The following is an 18,179-nucleotide window of genomic DNA, read 5'->3' as shown; positions in this document are numbered from 1 at the left end:
CACCCCCCTCCACTCCGGAAGGCGGCGATCATGACCGACCCCGTAGCACAGCTTCCGAGCGAGCTCGACCAGCTCCCGGACCGCGACCCCGAGGAGACCGCCGAATGGGCGGCCTCCCTGGACGCCGTCACCAAGGCCGCGGGCCCGCACCGCGCCGCGTACCTGATGCGTCGTTCGCTCCAGCACGCTGAGGGCGCCGGCATCGCGCTGCCCAAGCTGCTGGAGAGCGACTACGTCAACACCATCCCCACCTCCGCCGAGCCCGCGTTCGACGGCGACCTGGAGATGGAATCGAAGATCACCGCGTGGAACCGCTGGAACGCGGCCGCGATGGTCACCCGAGGCGCCCGGTACGGCGTCGGCGGTCACATCGCCACGTTCGCCTCGGCGGCGTGGCTGTACGAGACCGGCTTCAACCACTTCTTCCGCGGCAAGGAAGGTGACGGCTCCGGCGACCAGCTCTACATCCAGGGCCACGCCTCGCCCGGCATCTACGCCCGCGCCTTCCTCGACGGCCGCCTCTCCGAGCAGCAGCTCGACAACTTCCGCCAGGAGTCCGGGGGCGACGGCCTGCCGTCCTACCCGCACCCGCGGCGGCTGCCCTGGCTGTGGGAGTTCCCCACCGTGTCGATGGGCCTCGGCCCGCTCTCGGCGATCTACCAGGCGCGCTTCAACCGCTATCTCACCAACCGCAAGATCAAGGACACGTCGAACTCGCACGTCTGGGCCTTCCTGGGCGACGGCGAGATGGACGAGCCCGAGTCGACGGCGGCCCTCGCCCTCGCGGCGCGTGAGCAGCTCGACAACCTGACCTTCGTCATCAACTGCAACCTGCAGCGCCTCGACGGCCCGGTCCGCGCCAACTTCCGCGTGGTCCAGGAGCTGGAGGGCGCCTTCCGCGGGGCGGGCTGGAACGTCATCAAGACGCTGTGGGGCAACGCCTGGGACGAGCTGTTCCAGCTGGACACCACCGGCGCGCTGATCCGCCGCCTCCGTGAGGTCCCGGACGCGCAGTTCCAGACGTACGCGACCCGCGACGTGGCCTACATCCGCGAGCACTTCTTCGGCTCCGAGCCCGCGCTCGTCGAGCTGGCGAAGCTGCTGAGCGACGCCAAGATCGCGGAGTGCTTCTACAGCTCCCGCGGCGGCCACGAGGCCCGCAAGGTCTACGCGGCCTACCGCGCGGCGCTGGAGCACAAGGGCGCGCCGACCGTGATCCTGGCCCAGACGGTCAAGGGCTACACGCTCGGCAAGGGCTTCGAGTCCAAGAACGCCAACCACCAGATGAAGAAGCTGTCGATCGACGAGTTCAAGGGCATGCGCGACCTGCTCGGCCTCCCGATCCCGGACAGCGCCTTCCAGGACGGGCTGGTGCCGTACGGCCACCCGGGCGCCGACTCCGCCGAGGTCCGCTACCTCCAGGAGCGCCGCGCCGCCCTCGGCGGTCCGGCCCCCGCCCGCCGGGTGCACGCCGCCGCCCTGCCCCAGCCCGAGGAGCGCGCGTTCAAGGCGCTGTACAAGGGCTCCGGCAAGCAGGAGATGGCGACCACCATGGCGTTCGTCCGCCTGGTGAAGGACCTGATGCGGGACAAGGAGACCGGCAGGCGCTGGGTCCCGATCGTCCCGGACGAGGCCCGTACCTTCGGTATGGAGTCGCTGTTCCCCTCCGCCGGCATCTACTCGCCGCTGGGCCAGACGTACGAGCCGGTCGACCGCGACCAGCTGATGTACTACAAGGAGGCCAAGGACGGCCAGATCCTCAACGAGGGGATCACCGAGGCCGGTGCCATGGCCGACTTCATCGCCGCCGCTTCGTCGTACGCGACGCACGGCGAGACGATGATCCCGTTCTACATCTTCTACTCGATGTTCGGCTGGCAGCGGACCGGCGACCAGATGTGGCAGCTCGCCGACCAGCTCGGCAAGGGCTTCATCGTGGGCGCCACGGCCGGCCGTACGACCCTGACGGGTGAGGGCCTCCAGCACGCGGACGGCCACTCGCACCTGATCGCGTCCACGAACCCGGCGTCGCTCAACTACGACCCGGCCTTCGCGTACGAGATCGCGGTGATCGTCAAGGACGGTCTGCGCCGGATGTACGGCCCCGACGCGGAGGACGTCTTCTACTACCTGACGGTCTACAACGAGCCCAAGCAGCAGCCCGCGATGCCCGAGGGCGTCGAGGAGGGCATCGTCAAGGGCCTGTACCGCTTCAAGGAGGGCACGCCCGCGTCCGCGGACGCGCCGCGTCTCCAGCTCATCGGTTCGGGTACGGCGATCCACTGGGCCCTGGAGGCCCAGGAGCTGCTCGCCGCCGACTGGGGTGTCACGGCCGACGTCTGGTCCGCCACCTCGTGGGGCGAGCTGCGCCGCGACGCGCTGGAGTGCGACGAGGCCCTGCTCCGCGGCGAGGAGCGCGTGCCGTACGTGACGCAGGCGCTCTCCGGCGCACCGGGCCCCGTCCTCGCGGTCAGCGACTGGATGCGCGCCGTGCCGGACCAGATCAGCCAGTGGGTCGAGCAGGACTGGTCCTCGCTGGGTACGGACGGCTTCGGCCTCTCCGACACTCGTGAGGGTGCCCGCCGCCACTTCGGCGTCGACGCGCAGTCGGTCGCGGTCGCCGCGCTGGCGCAGCTGGCCCGCCGTGGCGAGATCCCGGCCTCCAAGGTCAAGGAGGCCCGGGAGAAGTACGGGATGTGATCTACACGGAGGGGCGGGTACCGGGGTTCCCGGTACCCGCCCCTCCGTGTGCCCGGGCGGTCCGACAATGGGTGCATGCGTGCTGCCCGCCTCATCAAGATGGTGCTGCTCCTGCAGTCCCGGCCCTCCATGACCGGTGCCGAACTGGCCGCCGAGCTGGAGGTGTCGGAGCGCACCGTGACCCGGGACGCCCAGGCGCTCTCGGAGGCGGGCGTGCCCGTCCACGCCGGGCGCGGCCGGATCGGCGGCTACCGGCTGGTGGGCGGGTACCGGACACGCCTGACGGGGCTCGCGCGTGACGAGGCGGAGGCCCTCTTCCTGTCCGGGCTGCCCACCGCCCTGCGCGAGATGGGCCTCGACGACGCCGCGTCGGCGGCCCGTCTGAAGGTCTCGGCCGCCCTGCTGCCCTCGCTCAGGGACGCGGCGGACGGCACCGCGCGCCGTTTCCACCTGGACGCCCCCGGCTGGTTCCGGGATCCGGTCACCCCGGACCATCTGCCCGCTGTGGCGGAGGCGGTCAGGGGCGACCGGATGATGGTGGCCCGCTACCGCCGCCGGCCCTCCGACGAGGAGGTGGAGCGGGAGCTCGCCCCCTACGGGCTCGTGCTGAAGGCCGGGGTCTGGTACGTCTGTGCCCGTGCGGGTGACGACGTCCGGGTGTACCGGGCCGACCGCTTCACCTCGGTCACGGTGTCGGAGACCGGTTTCGTCAGGGACGCGGACTTCGACCTGGCCGGGTTCTGGGAGGAGCGTGCGGAGCGGTTCGCACGGTCGATCCTGCGCGCCGAGGTGACCGTACGGCTGTCACCGGCCGGTGCGCGGCGGCTCCCGCACGTCGTGGACCGGCCGGCGGCCGAGGAGGCGCTGGCCGCCGCCGAGGGTCCCGACGGGGCGGGGTGGCGCACGGTGGTCCTGCCGGTGGAGTCGCCCGAGGTGGCCTACGAGCAACTGCTCGTGCTGGGCGCGGAGGCCGAGGTCCTCTCCCCCGCATCCCTGCGCGAACGTTTTGCCGGGACAGCCGAACGGTTGCGCGATCTCTATCGGTGACAGGCCCTTGAATCCGCGCCGAAGGCTTCAATTCGGTGTCTGGGCGTGCGCCGCCCGCCGCCGGGGCAGATGCTGGACCCGTGATGGACGAGACGGAGTTCTGGGAGATCATCGACAGCACCCGCGAGGCCGCCGACGGCGACCCCGAGGAGCACGCCGATCTGCTCGTCGAACGGCTGGTGCGGCTCGATCCCGACTCGGTGCTGGACTACGCCAGGCACTTCGAGGCCCGCTACAACCGCGCCTACCGCTGGGACCTGTGGGGCGCCGCGGCCGTGCTGCTCGGCGGGGCGAGCGACGACGCCTTCGACTACTTCCGCTGCTGGCTGATCGCCCAGGGCCGGGAGGTCTTCGAGGGCGCGGTGCACGACCCGGACAGCCTGGCCGAGCTGCTGGACGGCTTCGACGAGGAACTGGACGGCGACGGCGAGGAGCTGGGGTACGCCGCCGACGAGGCGTACGAACAGCTCACCGGAGTGGTCTCCCCCGACCTCGGGGTGGATCCGCAGCCCTCGAAGCCGGAGGGCACCCCCTTCGGCCTGGAGGACGACGCGGCGCTCGCGGAGCGCTATCCGGCGCTGTGGGAGCGCTTCGGGCCCGTCTGAGGACCGCCTCCCCGGCGCGCGGTCAGAGGGAGAGCGAACGTCCCATCAGCACGTCGTCGACGTAGCGCCCGTGCAGGAAGAACTCCCCCGGCAGCACCCCCTCGACGACGAATCCCTCCGCCTCGTAGAGCGCCCTCGCCGGGCCGTTGTGGCCCAGTACGCGCAGGGTGAGACGGCTGGCCCCCTGGCGGCGGGCCTGCTCGGCGCAGGCGCGCAGCAGGGTTCGGCCGAGGCCGTGCCCCCTGGCCCAGCCGGCGACCGCGAGTCCCTGGATCTGGCGTACGTGGGCGTTGCAGGCGAGCGGGGTGGGCCGTCCCAGCCGGATGTAGCCGGCGAGGAGGGCTCCCTGATCGGTGACGGCCTCGGCGACCAGGTGGTCGCCGGGCGGCCGCCGGTCGCCGAAGAACGGCTCGTACGGTGGCGCCGGCCGCGGCTGGACGGAGTGCAGGGTCGACCAGGTGGCCCGGTCCAGCTCCCCCAGCCCGGTCTCGTCCCCGGGTACGGCGGTGCGGACGGGTCGGAGGGAGAGGATCTTCGGGGCATCCATGCGCGCCACTGTGCCACGCGGGTTCCCGCCCCGCGCCGGGTCCCGCTTGAGCCGTGGCTCATCGGGCAGGATGGCCGTCATGCTGCGCTCCCGTATCGCCGTGTCCGGATCGACCGGTCTCATCGGAGCGGCGCTCACGCGCTCGCTCCGGTCCGACGGGCACGAGGTGGTGCGCCTGGTCCGCCGCCCCGCCGCCTCCGGCGACGAGGTGGAGTGGGACCCGAAGCGCCAGTACGTCGACGCGGCGGGCCTGGCGGGCTGCGACGCGGTGGTCCACCTCGCGGGCGCCGGGGTCGGGGACCACCGGTGGACCGAGGCGTACAAGCGCGAGATCCGTGACAGCCGGGTGCTGGGCACGGCGGCCGTCGCGGAGGCGGTGGCCTCCCTGGACTCCCCGCCGAAGGTGCTGCTGTCCGGGTCGGCGATCGGCTTCTACGGAGACACCGGGGACCGCGCGGTCGACGAGAGCGCCTCTCCGGGCGACGGATTCCTGCCGTCCGTGTGCGTGGAGTGGGAGGAGGCGACCGCTCCGGCCGAGGAGGCGGGGATCCGCACGGTCCACGCCAGGACCGGTCTGGTCGTGTCCGCGGACGGAGGGGCCTGGGGCCGGCTGTTCCCGTTGTTCAGGGCGGGGCTCGGCGGACGCCTCGGGAACGGCAGGCAGTACTGGAGCTTCATCGCGCTGCACGACCACATCGCGGCGCTGCGGCACATCCTGGACACCGAGACGCTGTCCGGCGCGGTGAATCTGACGGGTCCCTCCCCCGTCACCAACGCCCAGGTCACCGCGGCGATGGGAAGGGTGCTGCGGCGCCCGACCCTGTTCACCGCCCCGGCCCCCGCCCTGAAGATCGCGCTCGGCGAGTTCTCCGGGGACGTCCTGGGCAGCCAGCGGGTCCTGCCCGCCCGGCTCCTCGAATCCGGCTTCTCCTTCGCCTTCCCGGGGATCGAGGACGCCGTCCGGGCCGCGCTGCGCTGACCGCCGCCGGGTCCTCCCCCCGCCGGCGACGGCGGGTCCCGTGCGACCCCGTGCATCCGTGCACGAGGTGCGCGCGACTGTCCCTGAATCGGCCATCCACCTAGCCTCGACCCGAACTCGGGCATTCCGGGGGCCTGTTGGGGGCAATAGCCCCCCAGCAGTCGCACCGACTCGGGGAGGGGCACGTGCTCAGGGCACACACATCGGACCACGCTGATGTGGTCATCATCGGGGCCGGGATCGCCGGCCTCTCGGCAGCCCACCGGCTGGTCAGCGCGGGAGTGGGCGTCAGCGTACTGGAGGCCGCCCCGCACGTGGGGGGCCGCATGGCCACCCGGGAGGTGGACGGGTTCCGTCTGGACCACCTGGGCCCCCTGCTCGGTTCCGCCTGTCCGGAGCTGGGCACCACCCCGGGGCTCGACGGCCTGGTCCTGCGGGACTTCGCTCCGGGTGCGCTCGTGCACAGCGGGGGCAGGCAGTACCTCGCCGGGGACGTACGGAGCGCACGCGGCGCACTCCGCGCAGTACGGTCGCGGTCGAGCGCCCCCCGTGCGCCTCTGGGCGGGGCGATCGAACAGGCGAGGCTGGGCGCCTGGCTGGCCAGGCTCGCCGCCACGGAGGAGTCCAGGATCCTGGCCCGTCCCGAACGGGCGGCCGTCGACGCCCTGTCGGCACGTGGACTGCCACCCCGGCTCGTAGGCGGCTTCCTGCGGCCGCTGCTGTCGGCGCTGCTCGGTGACCCGGAGCTGATCACATCGAGCCGTATCGCCGAACTGGCCCTACGGGAGTACGCGCGCGGGGCACTGTGCGTACCGTCGGGCGGTTCCTCGGCGCTGCCGGAGCTGCTCGCGGCCGCGCTGCCTCCGGGGACCGTGCGCACCGGGGTACATGTGACGGCCGCGGACATCACCTCCGTACGCACGAAGGAGCACGGCGAACTCGGCTGCCGGTCGCTCCTGGTGGCCACCGGGGCGGGCGCGGCGGCCGAACTGCTGCCGGGGCTGCGGGTGCCGCCCTTCCACCCCGTCACCGTGCTGCACCACACCGCTCCGGAGGCACCGGCCACGGGGCGCCGGCTGCTGCTGGACGCGGACCGTTCGGGGCCGGTGTCGCACTCGGCGGTGATGAGCGAGGTCGATCCGTCGCGCGCTCCGGAAGGCCGGGTTCTGGTCACCTCCACCGTGGCCGGTCCCCCGCCCCCGGACCTCGACCGCTCGGTCCGCGCCCACCTCGCCGAGCTGTACGGCGTGCCCACCGGCGACTGGGAGCTGCTGGCCTCCCACCACGACCCGGAGGCCGTGCCCGCGATGCCGCCGCCGCACGATCCGCGCCGGCCGGTACGTGTGCTGAGCGGGCTCTACGTGTGCGGCGACCACCGGGACACGAGCACCGTGCGGGGCGCCCTGCGCTCCGGCAGGCGCGCCGCGGCGGCGATCCTCGGCGATCTGGGGGTACGGGGAGGGGACGCGGGCGGGCCGGGACTGCCCGCGGCCGCCTGAGGACCGGCCCGGCCCGCCTCCTCAGCCCAGCGCGGCGACCTTGTCGCGGTACCCCCGCACGGCGGCCGCCTCGCGGTAGGGCTCCAGGCGGCGCTCGAAGTCGCTGACGTACTCGGTCGCGCGGACCGACCGCATCTCCGCCGCCTGCTGGGCCGCCTCGGCGCCCAGCAGGCAGGCCTGGTCCAGCTCGCCGAGCCCCAGCCGCGCCGTGGCGAGCACGACGCGGCAGAACAGCCGGCTGCGGGCGTACGCCGGCGCGCGCAGCTGGAGGGAACGCTCGGCGTGCTGGGCGGCCGCGCGGTACTGCCGCAGGTCGCGGTGGCAGTGGCCGAACTCGTCGGCCAGCTGGGCCTCGTCGAAGTAGCGCGCCCAGTACGGCACCTCGTCGCCGGGCCGCGAGCTCTCCAGGGCTCGCTCGGCCCGGGCGAGCGCGGCGACGCAGGATCTGGTCTCGCCGAGCACCCCGTGCCCCCGTGCCTCGACCGAGTGCAGCAGGGCCATGACGACGGGGGGCGCCGAGGAGCCGATGCCCTGCTGGGCTACGCGCGCCAGCTGGACCGCCTCCCTGCCGTGCCCGAGGTAGACGGCCTGCCGGCTCATCGTGATCAGGACGAAGGCGCCGTACGCCCGGTCCCCGGCCGCCTGGGCGAGCCGCAGCGCCTGGACGAAGTAGCGCTGGGCGAGCCCGTGCGCCGCGATGTCGTAGGAGGTCCAGCCCGCCAGCCGGGTCAGGTCGGCGGCCGCGGCGAACAGTCTGCGTCCCGTCGCCTCGCCGTAACTCCCGCGGAGCATCGGTTCGGCCTCGTGCTCCAGATACCTGACCAGGGCCTGCCGGGCGTGCCCGCCGCCGTAGGCGTTGTCGAGCGCGCGGAACAGCTCGCCCACCGAGCGCAGGGCGGCGACGTCACCGTTGCCCACCCGCTGCCCGGCCCCCCGGTCGGTCTGCCGCTGGCGCGGGACGCCCAGGGGCGGTGCGGCCGGCGCGGGCGGCCGGGTGGGGCCCGGGCCGCGGGTGGCTCCGCCCCGGACCGGTCCGGGGCTCCCGTGCCCGGCGGGGATCTGCAGGGTTCCGGCCGCACCGGGCTGCGGAGGCCCGTACTGGGCGCGGCCGCCGAGTACGTCGTTGACCGCGCGCGGGGCGGGCAGGCCGGCCGGCGCGTGGCCGCGGTCCTGCTGTTCGCCTCGCCCGTCCCACTCGTCGGGCCGTCCGATCAGCCAGTCCCTGCTGGGGACGACCAGTCCCGCCGGGGTGAAGGCGATCTTCCGCAGCTCCGTGTGACTGCCGGAGTCCTTGCGCCACAGACCGCTGACGATGTCGACGGCCTCGGCAGGTGTGGCCGCGAACTCCAGGCCGGCGTAGACGGGCGCGCAGGCGTCGAGTCCGAGGTCCTGCGCGGAGAGCCGTCGCCCGAGGCGCCGCGTGAAGACCTCGGCGATGAGCGCGGGGGTGGTGCCCCGGGGCTGCTGGCCGCGCAGCCAGCGGGTCACCGAGGTCTTGTCGTATCGCAGGTCGAGCCCGTGTTCGAGGCCGAGCTGATCCACCCGCCGAGCCAGGCCCGCGTGCGAGAACCCGGCCTCCGCGATGAGGGCAGCGAGCCGCCGGTTCGGGGTGCGCTGCGCAGGTCGTTCCGACATCAGCTGTAAGGTCTCCTGCCTTCGGCGCCGGGCGGGCAGCCCTCACGGGCTCCCCCCACGATGGGGAGCGGGCGAGCCCGTTATGGAACGGCGCGAATTTAACTGCCCCGACGGCGACCTCCGGCACCCTTCGCTCCACGTTCATCCGATCGTGTGAGGATTGCCGGATTGCTGACGTACACCCCTCCCCCGCAACCTGCCGGAAGCCGCGCTCCGCGGCGGTCGTACAGTGGATCGGGGCGCACAACAGTGCATGGTGCCGCGGCTCCGGGGACGACCCGACACCCCGCTGCCCTCCGGCACCACGAGTAGGGAGGCACCCGAGTGAGTGAGCTGCGATTCGTCCGTCTGGGATTCGGCGAGGAAGCGGTCGACTACCAGGAAGCCTGGCAGAAGCAGCGCGAGGTGCACGCCGCACGGTTCGAGGACACCGTCCCCGACACCTGCCTGCTGCTGGAGCACCCGCCGGTCTACACGGCGGGGCGGCGGACGCTGGACAGCGAACGCCCGCTGGACGGCACCCCGGTCATCGACGTCGACCGCGGCGGCAAGATCACCTGGCACGGCCCGGGGCAGCTCGTCGGTTACCCGATCCTGAAGCTCCCCCGCCCCGTCGACGTGGTCGCCCACGTCCGGCGCCTGGAGGACGCACTCATCCTGACCGCCGCGGAGTTCGGCGTGGAGGCCACCCGTGTCGAGGGCCGCAGCGGCGCCTGGGTGCTCGGCGACCCGGTCGAGGACCGGCCCGCCCTCGGAGGGCTCTCCCTGGACTTCGACCCGCGCCTGCACGACGAGGAGTTCGATCCACGGCTGAACGGCCCCGAGTACGCGCCGTCCAACGCGGGCCAGCGCCGCGAGGACCGCAAGCTCGCCGCGATCGGCATCCGGGTCGCCAAGGGCGTCACCATGCACGGCTTCTCGTTCAACGTGAACCCGGACAACACCTGGTTCGACCGGATCGTGCCGTGCGGCATCCGGGACGCGGGCGTGACCTCCCTCTCGAACGAACTGGGCCGCGAGGTCACGCTCGCCGAGGTCCTGCCCGTCGTCGAGAAGCACCTCAGGAGCGTCCTGGAGAGCGCACGGCCCGCCCCCCGGGTCATCGAGCGCGCCGAGCCCTCCGGGGCCCCGGCGCCCGCCTGAGGGCGCTTCCGAGGCCCGGAATAGGGCCCGGCGGCCACAGGTTGGCCATACGTAAGACCGTTCTAATCACGGGCGTACCCTGGTGTTCGCCGAAGAATCCAATGCAGCGAAAGCAAAGGGGTGCCGGAGTGTCCGGTGTCGCACCCGACGGGCGCAAGATGCTGCGCCTGGAGGTCCGAAACAGCCAGACCCCCATCGAGCGCAAGCCCGAGTGGATCAAAACCCGGGCGAAGATGGGCCCCGAGTACACGAAGATGCAGGCGCTCGTGAAGGGCGAGGGGCTGCACACCGTGTGCCAGGAGGCCGGGTGTCCGAACATCTACGAGTGCTGGGAGGACCGCGAGGCGACGTTCCTCATCGGCGGTGACCAGTGCACCCGGCGCTGCGACTTCTGCCAGATCGACACGGGCAAGCCGCAGGCGCTGGACCGCGACGAGCCCCGCCGCGTCGGCGAGTCCGTCGTCACCATGGACCTGAACTACGCCACGATCACCGGCGTCGCGCGCGACGACCTGGAGGACGGCGGAGCCTGGCTCTACGCGGAGACCGTGCGCCAGATCCACGCCCAGACCGCGGGCCGTGAGGGCGGGGCCACCAAGGTCGAGCTGCTCATCCCCGACTTCAACGCCGAGCCGGAGCAGCTGGCCGAGGTCTTCTCCTCGCGCCCGCAGGTGCTCGCGCACAACGTCGAGACGGTCCCGAGGATCTTCAAGCGGATCCGCCCCGGCTTCCGTTACGAGCGCTCCCTCGAGGTCATCACCCGGGCCCGCGAGGCCGGCCTGGTGACGAAGTCCAACCTGATCCTCGGCATGGGCGAGACCCGCGAGGAGGTCAGCGAGGCGCTCCAGGACCTCCACGACGCGGGTTGCGAGCTCATCACGATCACGCAGTACCTGCGCCCCTCCGCGCGGCACCACCCCGTCGAGCGCTGGGTGAAGCCGCACGAGTTCGTGGAGCTGAAGGACGAGGCCGACGCGATCGGCTACTCCGGTGTGATGTCGGGTCCGCTGGTGCGTTCCTCGTACCGCGCCGGGCGTCTCTTCCAGCAGGCGATGGAGCGCCGCGGCGCGACCGCGTCCACCGCCTCCGCGGTGTGAATCGGCGCACAAGGGACCACTGAACAGAAGTCGCCGCACCGACGCGGCCCGTACGCCCTCCGGCAGGTCCGGGGCCCGTATGGGCCGCGTCGGCGTGCGCGGCGCCGAAATCAGGGTTTCATTGGTGTTTGACCGACCGGTCATGCACTGGTAACACCGAGCAGTGACCCTAGGTACATACGCGGCGGCTCCCGCAGCCGCCGTCGTCATTGCTTCCCGCTACTCAGTGCGCGCCGGTCGCGCGCATCCGCTCCGAGGGGGAACACCCACGATGCACGCAGCACCGGTACGAGCCACCGCCATCCCGACCGTCGCCACCGCGCTCCGCGCGGTCGAGTCGCTGCTGATGTCCGGAGGCCAGCGCACCGCCCGCCAGAACGCCTGGACGGCCGTCCTCGAGGACCGCCGCAGGGCTCAGGACCGGGTCGAGGCCGAGCATGTGCTGAAGGCTGTGGCCGACCACCGTTCCTAGGTCACTCCGAGGCCACGTAAACTTCTGTACATGGCGAGGAAGGCAAACACTGAAGGCGCGGACAGCGCCGAGAACGCGGGGCGGCTCAAGCAGATCGCCCTGACCTACAAGATGACCAGGCGGTCGGACCCCAAGGTGGGTCTTGTCGTCGCGGGTGTGGGAATCATCACCTTCGGTGTCCTCCTCGCGATCGGTTTCCTGATCGGTCACCCGATCTACGCGGGCATCCTGGGCTTCGTGCTCGCCCTCCTCGCCATGGCGATCGTCTTCGGGCGCCGGGCCGAGCGGGCGGCCTTCGGGCAGATGGAAGGGCAGCCCGGCGCGGCCGCGGCGGTGCTGGACCGGGTGGGCCGCGGCTGGACCACGACCCCGGCCGTCGCCATGAACCGCAGCCAGGACGTCGTCCACCGAGCGGTGGGCAAGGCCGGCATCGTGCTGGTGGCCGAGGGCAACCCGAACCGGGTGAAGAGCCTGCTGGCCGCAGAGAAGAAGCGGATGGCGCGCATCGTCGTGGACGTGCCGGTGCACGACATCATCGTCGGTGACGGCGAGGGCCAGGTGCCGCTGAAGAAGGTGCGCACCACGATGCTGAAGCTTCCGCGGGTGCTGACCGGCCCCCAGGTGACCGCCGCCAACGACCGCCTCCGGGCGATGGGCGACCTGATGAGCAACATGCCGCTGCCGAAGGGCCCGATGCCCAAGGGCATGCGGATGCCGCGCGGCGGGAAGATGCGCTGACCTCGACACGTACATACGGCAGGGGCCCCCACGAGAGATCTCGTGGGGGCCCCTGCCGTATGTACGTGTGTGCCGCGGGACGGCCCGCGCCGGCCCGGCCGACCGGGAGTGCGGCCCGCGTGTGCCGCGGGGCCCCGACGGGCCTCAGGGGCTCCGCCGCCACCGGTCGGGAGCGATGCCCCGGGGCCGTGCGGCGCCCGGGTGGTCTCAGATACGGACCTGGACGGCGCGGGCCAGGCGGTCGTGGAGGCCGCGGCTGTCGCGGTCCCAGACGATGGCCGGGATCACCAGGACGAGGAGCACGCTGCGGAGCACGACCCGGACGGCGCCGAGCCGTCCGCCGTCCTCGGCGATGACCCGAAGGCCCAGGATCCGCTTGCCGGGGGTGGAACCCACGGTTCCGACGGTCAGCAGGCTCATGACGAGGAAGACGGCCAGGGCCCAGTTGCCCGCCGCCTGTTGGTCACCACCCGCGAGCAGCCCGTATGCGATCAGCATGCACAGGGCCCAGTCGATGAAGAGCGCCCCGAAGCGCCGGCCGAGCGGGGCGATCGACCCCGGGCCCTCCTTGGGCAGACCGAGGCGTTCGCCCCGGTGACCGAAGTCGGCGCCCATGTCCTCGGCGGCCGCGCGCGGCCCCGAGAGCCACGATCCGATTGCTTGCCTGTTGTCCACCCGTCCACGGTACTGCGCCCGCGTTTGCACCCGGCCGGGCGGGGCACGGAACACGTCGTTCAGGTGCCGCCCGCAACGGGGCTGGTTAACTTGTGCGAAACAAATGGGTCACGCTGGAGAAATCCCGTCTACCTAAGGTCGCATCCAGCGTGTGCCACCGCACTGGCCACACAGACGAGCTGCAACCCCGCCCTTTCCCGGGTCGGGAGTAGGAGGAGTTGGATGTTCCAGAACGCCGACGAAGTCCAGAAGTACATCGCCGACAACGACGTCAAGTTCGTCGACGTCCGGTTCTGCGACCTGCCGGGTGTGATGCAGCACTTCACGATCCCCGCGGCGTCCTTCGACCCGGCCGAGGAACTGGCATTCGACGGCTCGTCGATCCGCGGCTTCCAGGCCATCCACGAGTCGGACATGGCGCTCCGCGCCGACCTGTCGACGGCCCGGGTGGACCCGTTCCGCCGCGACAAGACCGTGAACATCAACTTCTTCATCCACGACCCGATCACCGGCGAGCAGTACAGCCGTGACCCGCGGAACGTGGCCAAGAAGGCCGAGGCGTACCTCGCCTCGACCGGCATCGCCGACACCGCGTACTTCGGCCCCGAGGCCGAGTTCTACGTCTTCGACAACGTCCGCTTCCAGACGTCGGCGAACGAGAGCTTCTACCACATCGACTCCGAGGCCGGCGCCTGGAACACCGGTGCGGTCGAGAACAACCGTGGTTACAAGGTCCGCTACAAGGGCGGCTACTTCCCGACGCCGCCGGTCGACCACTTCGCCGACCTGCGCGCCGAGATCTCCATGGAGCTGGACAAGAACGGCCTCCAGGTCGAGCGCCAGCACCACGAGGTCGGCACCGCCGGCCAGGCCGAGATCAACTACAAGTTCAACACGCTGCTCGCCGCGGCCGACGACCTGATGCTCTTCAAGTACATCGTGAAGAACGTCGCGTGGCGCAACGGCAAGACCGCGACCTTCATGCCGAAGCCGATCTTCGGTGACAACGGCTCGGGCATGCACGTCCACCAGTCGCTGTGGTCGGGCGGCTCGCCGCTCTTCTACGACGAGCAGGGCTACGCGGGCCTGTCGGACACCGCCCGCTACTACATCGGCGGCATCCTCAAGCACGCCCCGTCGCTGCTGGCGTTCACCAACCCGACGGTGAACTCCTACCACCGCCTGGTCCCCGGCTTCGAGGCCCCGGTCAACATGGTGTACTCGCAGCGCAACCGCTCCGCCGCGATGCGTATCCCGATCACCGGCTCGAACCCGAAGGCCAAGCGCGTCGAGTTCCGCGCGCCGGACCCGTCCTCCAACCCGTACCTGGCGTTCTCGGCCCTGCTGATGGCCGGCCTGGACGGTGTGAAGAACAAGATCGAGCCGCCGGAGCCGATCGACAAGGACCTCTACGAGCTGGCTCCCGAGGAGCACGCGAGCGTCCAGCAGGTCCCGACCTCGCTGCCCGCGGTCCTCGACGCCCTGGAGGCCGACCACGAGTACCTGCAGGCCGGCGGTGTCTTCACCCCCGACCTGATCGAGACGTGGATCGACTTCAAGCGCACCAACGAGATCGCCCCGATCCAGCTGCGCCCGCACCCGCACGAGTTCGAGCTGTACTTCGACCTCTAGGCCGCGGGGCCCGGTGACCCGGGCCGCCGTCCCGGAGCGGGAGGTGCCGGCGGAGACCCACTCGGGCTTCTCCGCCGGGACGCCCGGCCTCCGGGCGTGTGCGCGTCGGGCCCGGCCCGTATGCCGGAGCAACGCCGTGAGGGCTGTCCCCCGTTCGACGGGGACAGCCCTCACGGCGTTGCGGCGTCAACCGCCGGGGGAGCTCACACCCCTGACAGCTCCCGCTTGAGGATCTTGCCGGTGGGACCCTTGGGCAGGCTCTCCACCAGGCGGACGAGGCGCGGGTACTTGTACGGGGCGACGCGTGCCCTGACGTAGTCGCGCAGTTCGTCCGCGGTCGCCGCCGCGCCCGGTTCGAGTGCGACGACCGCGGTGATCTCCTCGCCGTGCAGTTCGTGCGGGACACCGACGACGGCGGCCTCGACGACCGCCGGGTGCGTGTAGAGGACCTCCTCGATCTCGCGCGGGTAGACGTTGTAGCCGCCGCGGATGATCAGGTCCTTCTTCCGGTCGACGATGAAGTAGTGCCCGTCCTCGTCCCGGCGGGCGAGGTCGCCGGTACGGAACCAGCCGTCGGTGAAGGCCGCGGCGTCGGCCTCGGGACGGTTCCAGTAGCCCGCCATGACGTTGGGGCCGCGCACCGCGATCTCGCCGATCCCGTCCTCGGCGGTGTCCTCGCCCTCGTCGTCGATCAGGCGGACCTCGACGCCGTCCACCGGGGTGCCGATCGAGCCGGGCTTGCGGACGCCGTGGAGTGCGCCGAGCGTGACCACCGGGGCCGTCTCGGACAGGCCGTAGCCCTCGACGACCGGACAGCCGAACGCGGCCTCGAAGCGGTGCAGCACCTCGACGGGCATCGCCGAACCGCCGCTCGCCGCGAGCCGTACGGTGTCCGCCCGGGCCCCGCCGGCCGCCTCGGCCGCCGCCAGCAGCGCCACGAACATGGTCGGCACCCCCTCCATGACCGTGACCCGGTCGCGGACCAGGACGCTCAGCGCCTTCGCCGCGTCGAAGCGCGGCAGGAGCGTCACACAGGCGCCGGTCAGCACGGCGGCGTTGAGACCGCAGGTCTGGCCGAAGACATGGAAGAAGGGCAGGCCGCCGAAGACGGTGTCGTCCCCCGTGATGCCGAGCAGCCGGACGACGGTCTCGGTGTTGCTGTGCAGGTTGCCGTGGGTGAGGACGGCTCCCTTGGGGCGGCCCGTGGTGCCCGAGGTGTAGAGGAGCACGGCCGGGTCGTCGTCGGCCCGCTCGACGAGCGTGGTGGACGGGCGGGTGGCGGCGAGGACGTCCGCGAACCCGGCCGCGGTGACGTCGGTGCAGGAGATGCCCAGTCGTGCCGCGGCCGCCGATGCCTCGGGCAGGGACATCGCCCCGGTGAGAATGGTGCGGGCGCCGCAGTCCCCGGCACTGTAGGCGATCTCCGGTGCCTTCAGCAGCGGGTTCATCGGTACGACGACGGCTCCGGCGCGGAGTACCGCGTAGTAGACGACCGCGAACTGCGGGATGTTGGGCAGCATGACCGCGACCCGGTCGCCCGGCTCGATGCCCTCGGCGGTGAGCCAGGCGGCGGCCCGGGCACTGCTCTCGTCCAGGGTGCGGTAGTCGAGCACCTGGTCGTCGAGGCGGAGGGCGGGCCGGCCGGGGTGGGTCCCGGCGGTGTGGACCAGGTTGCGGGCGAGATGGGGCACCGGCTGACTCTTTCCTGCGGGACGTTCCGGACGGGCAGGGCGTACGTTGCCGGACCGCTTCCCGCGGAGTCTTGACCTCGCGCGACAAAGTCCTGGCACGACGCGTCACCGGGGTGCCCGCCGGGGCGGGACCGGGTGTGCCGCGGGTCCTGCCACTCCGGCGGCCGGGAGCGGGAGCGCCGGGCCGGACACCGGGCAGCCCCGCCGGCGCCGGCCGCCCCGGTCTCCCGTCCGGCACGTCTCTTGTCACAGGGCGACACCGACTTGACGTCGCACGACAAGGCCGGAGCGGGCGGTGGGCGCGATCGTGTGCCGCAGCACACTCCCAGGGCCCCCGCGGCCCTCGCCGAAGGACGGTCCACACATGATCAACTCTCGGCCGCTGAGCACCCGCCGGATGGCCGGCTGGGGTGCCGGTGCCTTCGCGTCGAACGCCTTCAACACGCTGCCCGGCCTGCTCCTGCTGATGTACATGACGGATGCCCTCGGTGTCCCCGCCGCGCTCGCCGGTGTCGTCGTCGCCCTGCCGAAACTGTTCGACCTGGTCGCGAGCCCCTGGTTCGGCGCCGTCAGCGACCGTGAGGCGGCGCGCACCGGGCAGCGCCGGCGGCTGATGACGTCGGGCGCGCTGATCCTGCCGTTCGCCTTCGTGGCCACCTTCAGCTCGCCGGTGCGCGGGGACGCCGCGGCGCTGTGGGTGTTCGCGGCGTTCCTCGCCGCGTCGGCCTCCTACCTCTGCTTCCAGGTGCCGTTCACCGCGCTGCCCGTGGAGATGTCCGACTCCCCGCAGGAGCGGACCCGGATGATGACGTGGCGGACCCTGTTCTTCACGCTCGGCATGCTCGTCGGCGGGGTCGCCGGGCCGCTGCTGACGGAGGAGGGCACCCCGGCGGCGTACCGGACCATGTCGGTGATCATCGGTGTGGTGCTGCTCGTGGTGCTGCTGGTGCCGGTGGTGTCCACCCGCGCGGTGCGCTCGCGGCCCGCCGCCGGGACCCCCTCACTGCGCACGGCGTTCCGCACGGCCCGCGGCAACCGGCCGTTCGTGCTGCTGTCGGCCGTGCTGTTCCTGTACTACGTCTTCACGGTGATGGTGCTGACCGGACTGCCGTACGTCGCCACCTACTTCCTGGGGGGAAAGAAGGAACAGGCGGTCGTCTTCCTGGTGTTCGCGCTGAGTTCCACCTTTGCCGTACCCGGCGCCGGCCTGCTCGCCCGCCGGTACGGCAACGTCCCACTCCTCCTGACCGGCCTGGCACTGTGGACGGTGGGCGGCGTCGTCCTGTACGTCGCCGCGGGCGTGGGCACCGCGGCGACCGCGGCCGCCGGCGTCCTGGTCGCCCTGGGGCAGGCCGCCGGGCTCGTGGCGATGTACGCCCTGCTCACCGACTGCATCCGGCTGCAGGCCGAGCGGACCGGGCACGACAGCGCCGGTGTCCTGTCCGGTGTGTGGACGGCGGTCGACACGGCCGGGCACGCGCTGGGCCCGGTCGCCTACACCCTCGTCCTGTCGCTGACCGGCTACGCGTCCTCGACCCTCGACCATCCGGTCACCCAGTCCTCGACGGCGCTCGAAGGCATCCGGCTGGCCTTCTCCGTCCTGCCCGGGCTGCTCCTGCTGACCACCTTCCCCCTGGTGCTGCGCTTCCGCCGCGCCTTCTCCGCCCAGCCCGTCGCGGCCACCGCGGCCGTCGGCCCGGCCGATGTCTGACCCCCGTC

At 72.1% G+C, this 18,179-nt stretch carries 15 protein-coding genes; 11 read left to right on the top strand and 4 right to left on the bottom strand.

Translation table 11 applies throughout. The features are described 5' to 3' along the window. Positions 1-30: 30 nt before the first annotated feature. The 3 genes from aceE to ACFXOA_RS18250 all read left to right on the top strand — a co-directional run bounded on the left by aceE (position 31) and on the right by ACFXOA_RS18250 (position 4,352). Positions 31-2,700 (top strand): pyruvate dehydrogenase (acetyl-transferring), homodimeric type, encoded by a 2,670-nt coding sequence (aceE, locus tag ACFXOA_RS18260; RefSeq protein WP_385028961.1) that lies wholly within the window; start codon positions 31-33, stop codon positions 2,698-2,700. Positions 2,701-2,775: 75 nt separating this feature from the next. Further along, positions 2,776-3,747 carry a helix-turn-helix transcriptional regulator gene (locus tag ACFXOA_RS18255; protein WP_385028958.1) on the top strand — a complete coding sequence of 324 codons (972 nt, stop codon included), beginning with the start codon at positions 2,776-2,778 and terminating at the stop codon, positions 3,745-3,747. A gap of 83 nt (positions 3,748-3,830) precedes the next feature. Next, positions 3,831-4,352 carry a DUF4240 domain-containing protein gene (locus tag ACFXOA_RS18250; protein WP_385029145.1) on the top strand — a complete coding sequence of 174 codons (522 nt, stop codon included), beginning with the start codon at positions 3,831-3,833 and terminating at the stop codon, positions 4,350-4,352. Between the two features lie 22 nt (positions 4,353-4,374). Here the strand turns inward: ACFXOA_RS18250 and ACFXOA_RS18245 are convergent, their stop codons facing one another. Further along, positions 4,375-4,899 carry a GNAT family N-acetyltransferase gene (locus tag ACFXOA_RS18245; RefSeq protein WP_385028955.1) on the bottom strand — a complete coding sequence of 175 codons (525 nt, stop codon included), beginning with the start codon at positions 4,897-4,899 and terminating at the stop codon, positions 4,375-4,377. Positions 4,900-4,978: 79 nt separating this feature from the next. Here ACFXOA_RS18245 and ACFXOA_RS18240 point away from each other — a divergent pair, with 79 nt between their 5' ends. Both ACFXOA_RS18240 and ACFXOA_RS18235 read left to right on the top strand, forming a co-directional pair. Continuing rightward, entirely contained in the window at positions 4,979-5,878 is a 900-nt protein-coding gene (locus tag ACFXOA_RS18240; protein ID WP_385028952.1) for a TIGR01777 family oxidoreductase, read from the top strand. A gap of 185 nt (positions 5,879-6,063) precedes the next feature. Beyond that, complete coding sequence (locus tag ACFXOA_RS18235; protein WP_385028949.1) at positions 6,064-7,377, top strand: NAD(P)/FAD-dependent oxidoreductase; 1,314 nt, start codon at positions 6,064-6,066, stop codon at positions 7,375-7,377. Positions 7,378-7,398: 21 nt separating this feature from the next. On the opposite strand, the gene ACFXOA_RS18230 is transcribed toward ACFXOA_RS18235, so the two are convergent. Next, positions 7,399-9,012, bottom strand: a complete 1,614-nt coding sequence (locus ACFXOA_RS18230) for a regulator (protein WP_385028947.1) — start codon at positions 9,010-9,012, stop codon at positions 7,399-7,401. Between the two features lie 324 nt (positions 9,013-9,336). On the opposite strand from ACFXOA_RS18230, the gene lipB reads away from it, so the two are divergent. The 4 genes from lipB (at position 9,337) to ACFXOA_RS18210 (ending at position 12,462) form a co-directional block, all read left to right on the top strand. Then, on the top strand, positions 9,337-10,155 hold the full coding sequence (gene lipB, locus ACFXOA_RS18225) for a lipoyl(octanoyl) transferase LipB (protein ID WP_385028944.1): 819 nt from the start codon (positions 9,337-9,339) through the stop codon (positions 10,153-10,155). Between the two features lie 128 nt (positions 10,156-10,283). Further along, positions 10,284-11,252 carry a lipoyl synthase gene (gene lipA, locus ACFXOA_RS18220; RefSeq protein ID WP_385028941.1) on the top strand — a complete coding sequence of 323 codons (969 nt, stop codon included), beginning with the start codon at positions 10,284-10,286 and terminating at the stop codon, positions 11,250-11,252. Positions 11,253-11,523: 271 nt separating this feature from the next. After that, entirely contained in the window at positions 11,524-11,724 is a 201-nt protein-coding gene (locus ACFXOA_RS18215; RefSeq protein ID WP_385028938.1) for a hypothetical protein, read from the top strand. Positions 11,725-11,754: 30 nt separating this feature from the next. Further along, the gene (locus ACFXOA_RS18210; RefSeq protein ID WP_385028935.1) at positions 11,755-12,462 is read left to right on the top strand and encodes a DUF4191 domain-containing protein; all 708 of its coding nucleotides are present in this window, start codon (positions 11,755-11,757) and stop codon (positions 12,460-12,462) included. A gap of 207 nt (positions 12,463-12,669) precedes the next feature. Here ACFXOA_RS18210 and ACFXOA_RS18205 read toward each other — a convergent pair whose 3' ends face one another. Continuing rightward, a complete protein-coding gene (locus ACFXOA_RS18205; protein WP_385028932.1) occupies positions 12,670-13,137 on the bottom strand; it encodes an RDD family protein in 468 nt (155 codons plus the stop codon). Between the two features lie 222 nt (positions 13,138-13,359). Here ACFXOA_RS18205 and glnA point away from each other — a divergent pair, with 222 nt between their 5' ends. Then, the gene (glnA, locus tag ACFXOA_RS18200; RefSeq protein ID WP_385028929.1) at positions 13,360-14,769 is read left to right on the top strand and encodes a type I glutamate--ammonia ligase; all 1,410 of its coding nucleotides are present in this window, start codon (positions 13,360-13,362) and stop codon (positions 14,767-14,769) included. Between the two features lie 203 nt (positions 14,770-14,972). On the opposite strand, the gene ACFXOA_RS18195 is transcribed toward glnA, so the two are convergent. Beyond that, positions 14,973-16,460, bottom strand: a complete 1,488-nt coding sequence (locus ACFXOA_RS18195) for a long-chain fatty acid--CoA ligase (protein WP_385028926.1) — start codon at positions 16,458-16,460, stop codon at positions 14,973-14,975. Positions 16,461-16,824: 364 nt separating this feature from the next. Here ACFXOA_RS18195 and ACFXOA_RS18190 point away from each other — a divergent pair, with 364 nt between their 5' ends. Next, on the top strand, positions 16,825-18,171 hold the full coding sequence (locus ACFXOA_RS18190) for an MFS transporter (protein ID WP_385028923.1): 1,347 nt from the start codon (positions 16,825-16,827) through the stop codon (positions 18,169-18,171). The last annotated feature ends 8 nt before the right edge of the window (positions 18,172-18,179 follow it).

The sequence above is a fragment of the Streptomyces sp. NPDC059166 genome (assembly GCF_042755185.1).
In the GTDB taxonomy this organism is placed as follows: domain Bacteria; phylum Actinomycetota; class Actinomycetes; order Streptomycetales; family Streptomycetaceae; genus Streptomyces.
This window is presented reverse-complemented; position numbering and strand designations above follow the sequence as displayed.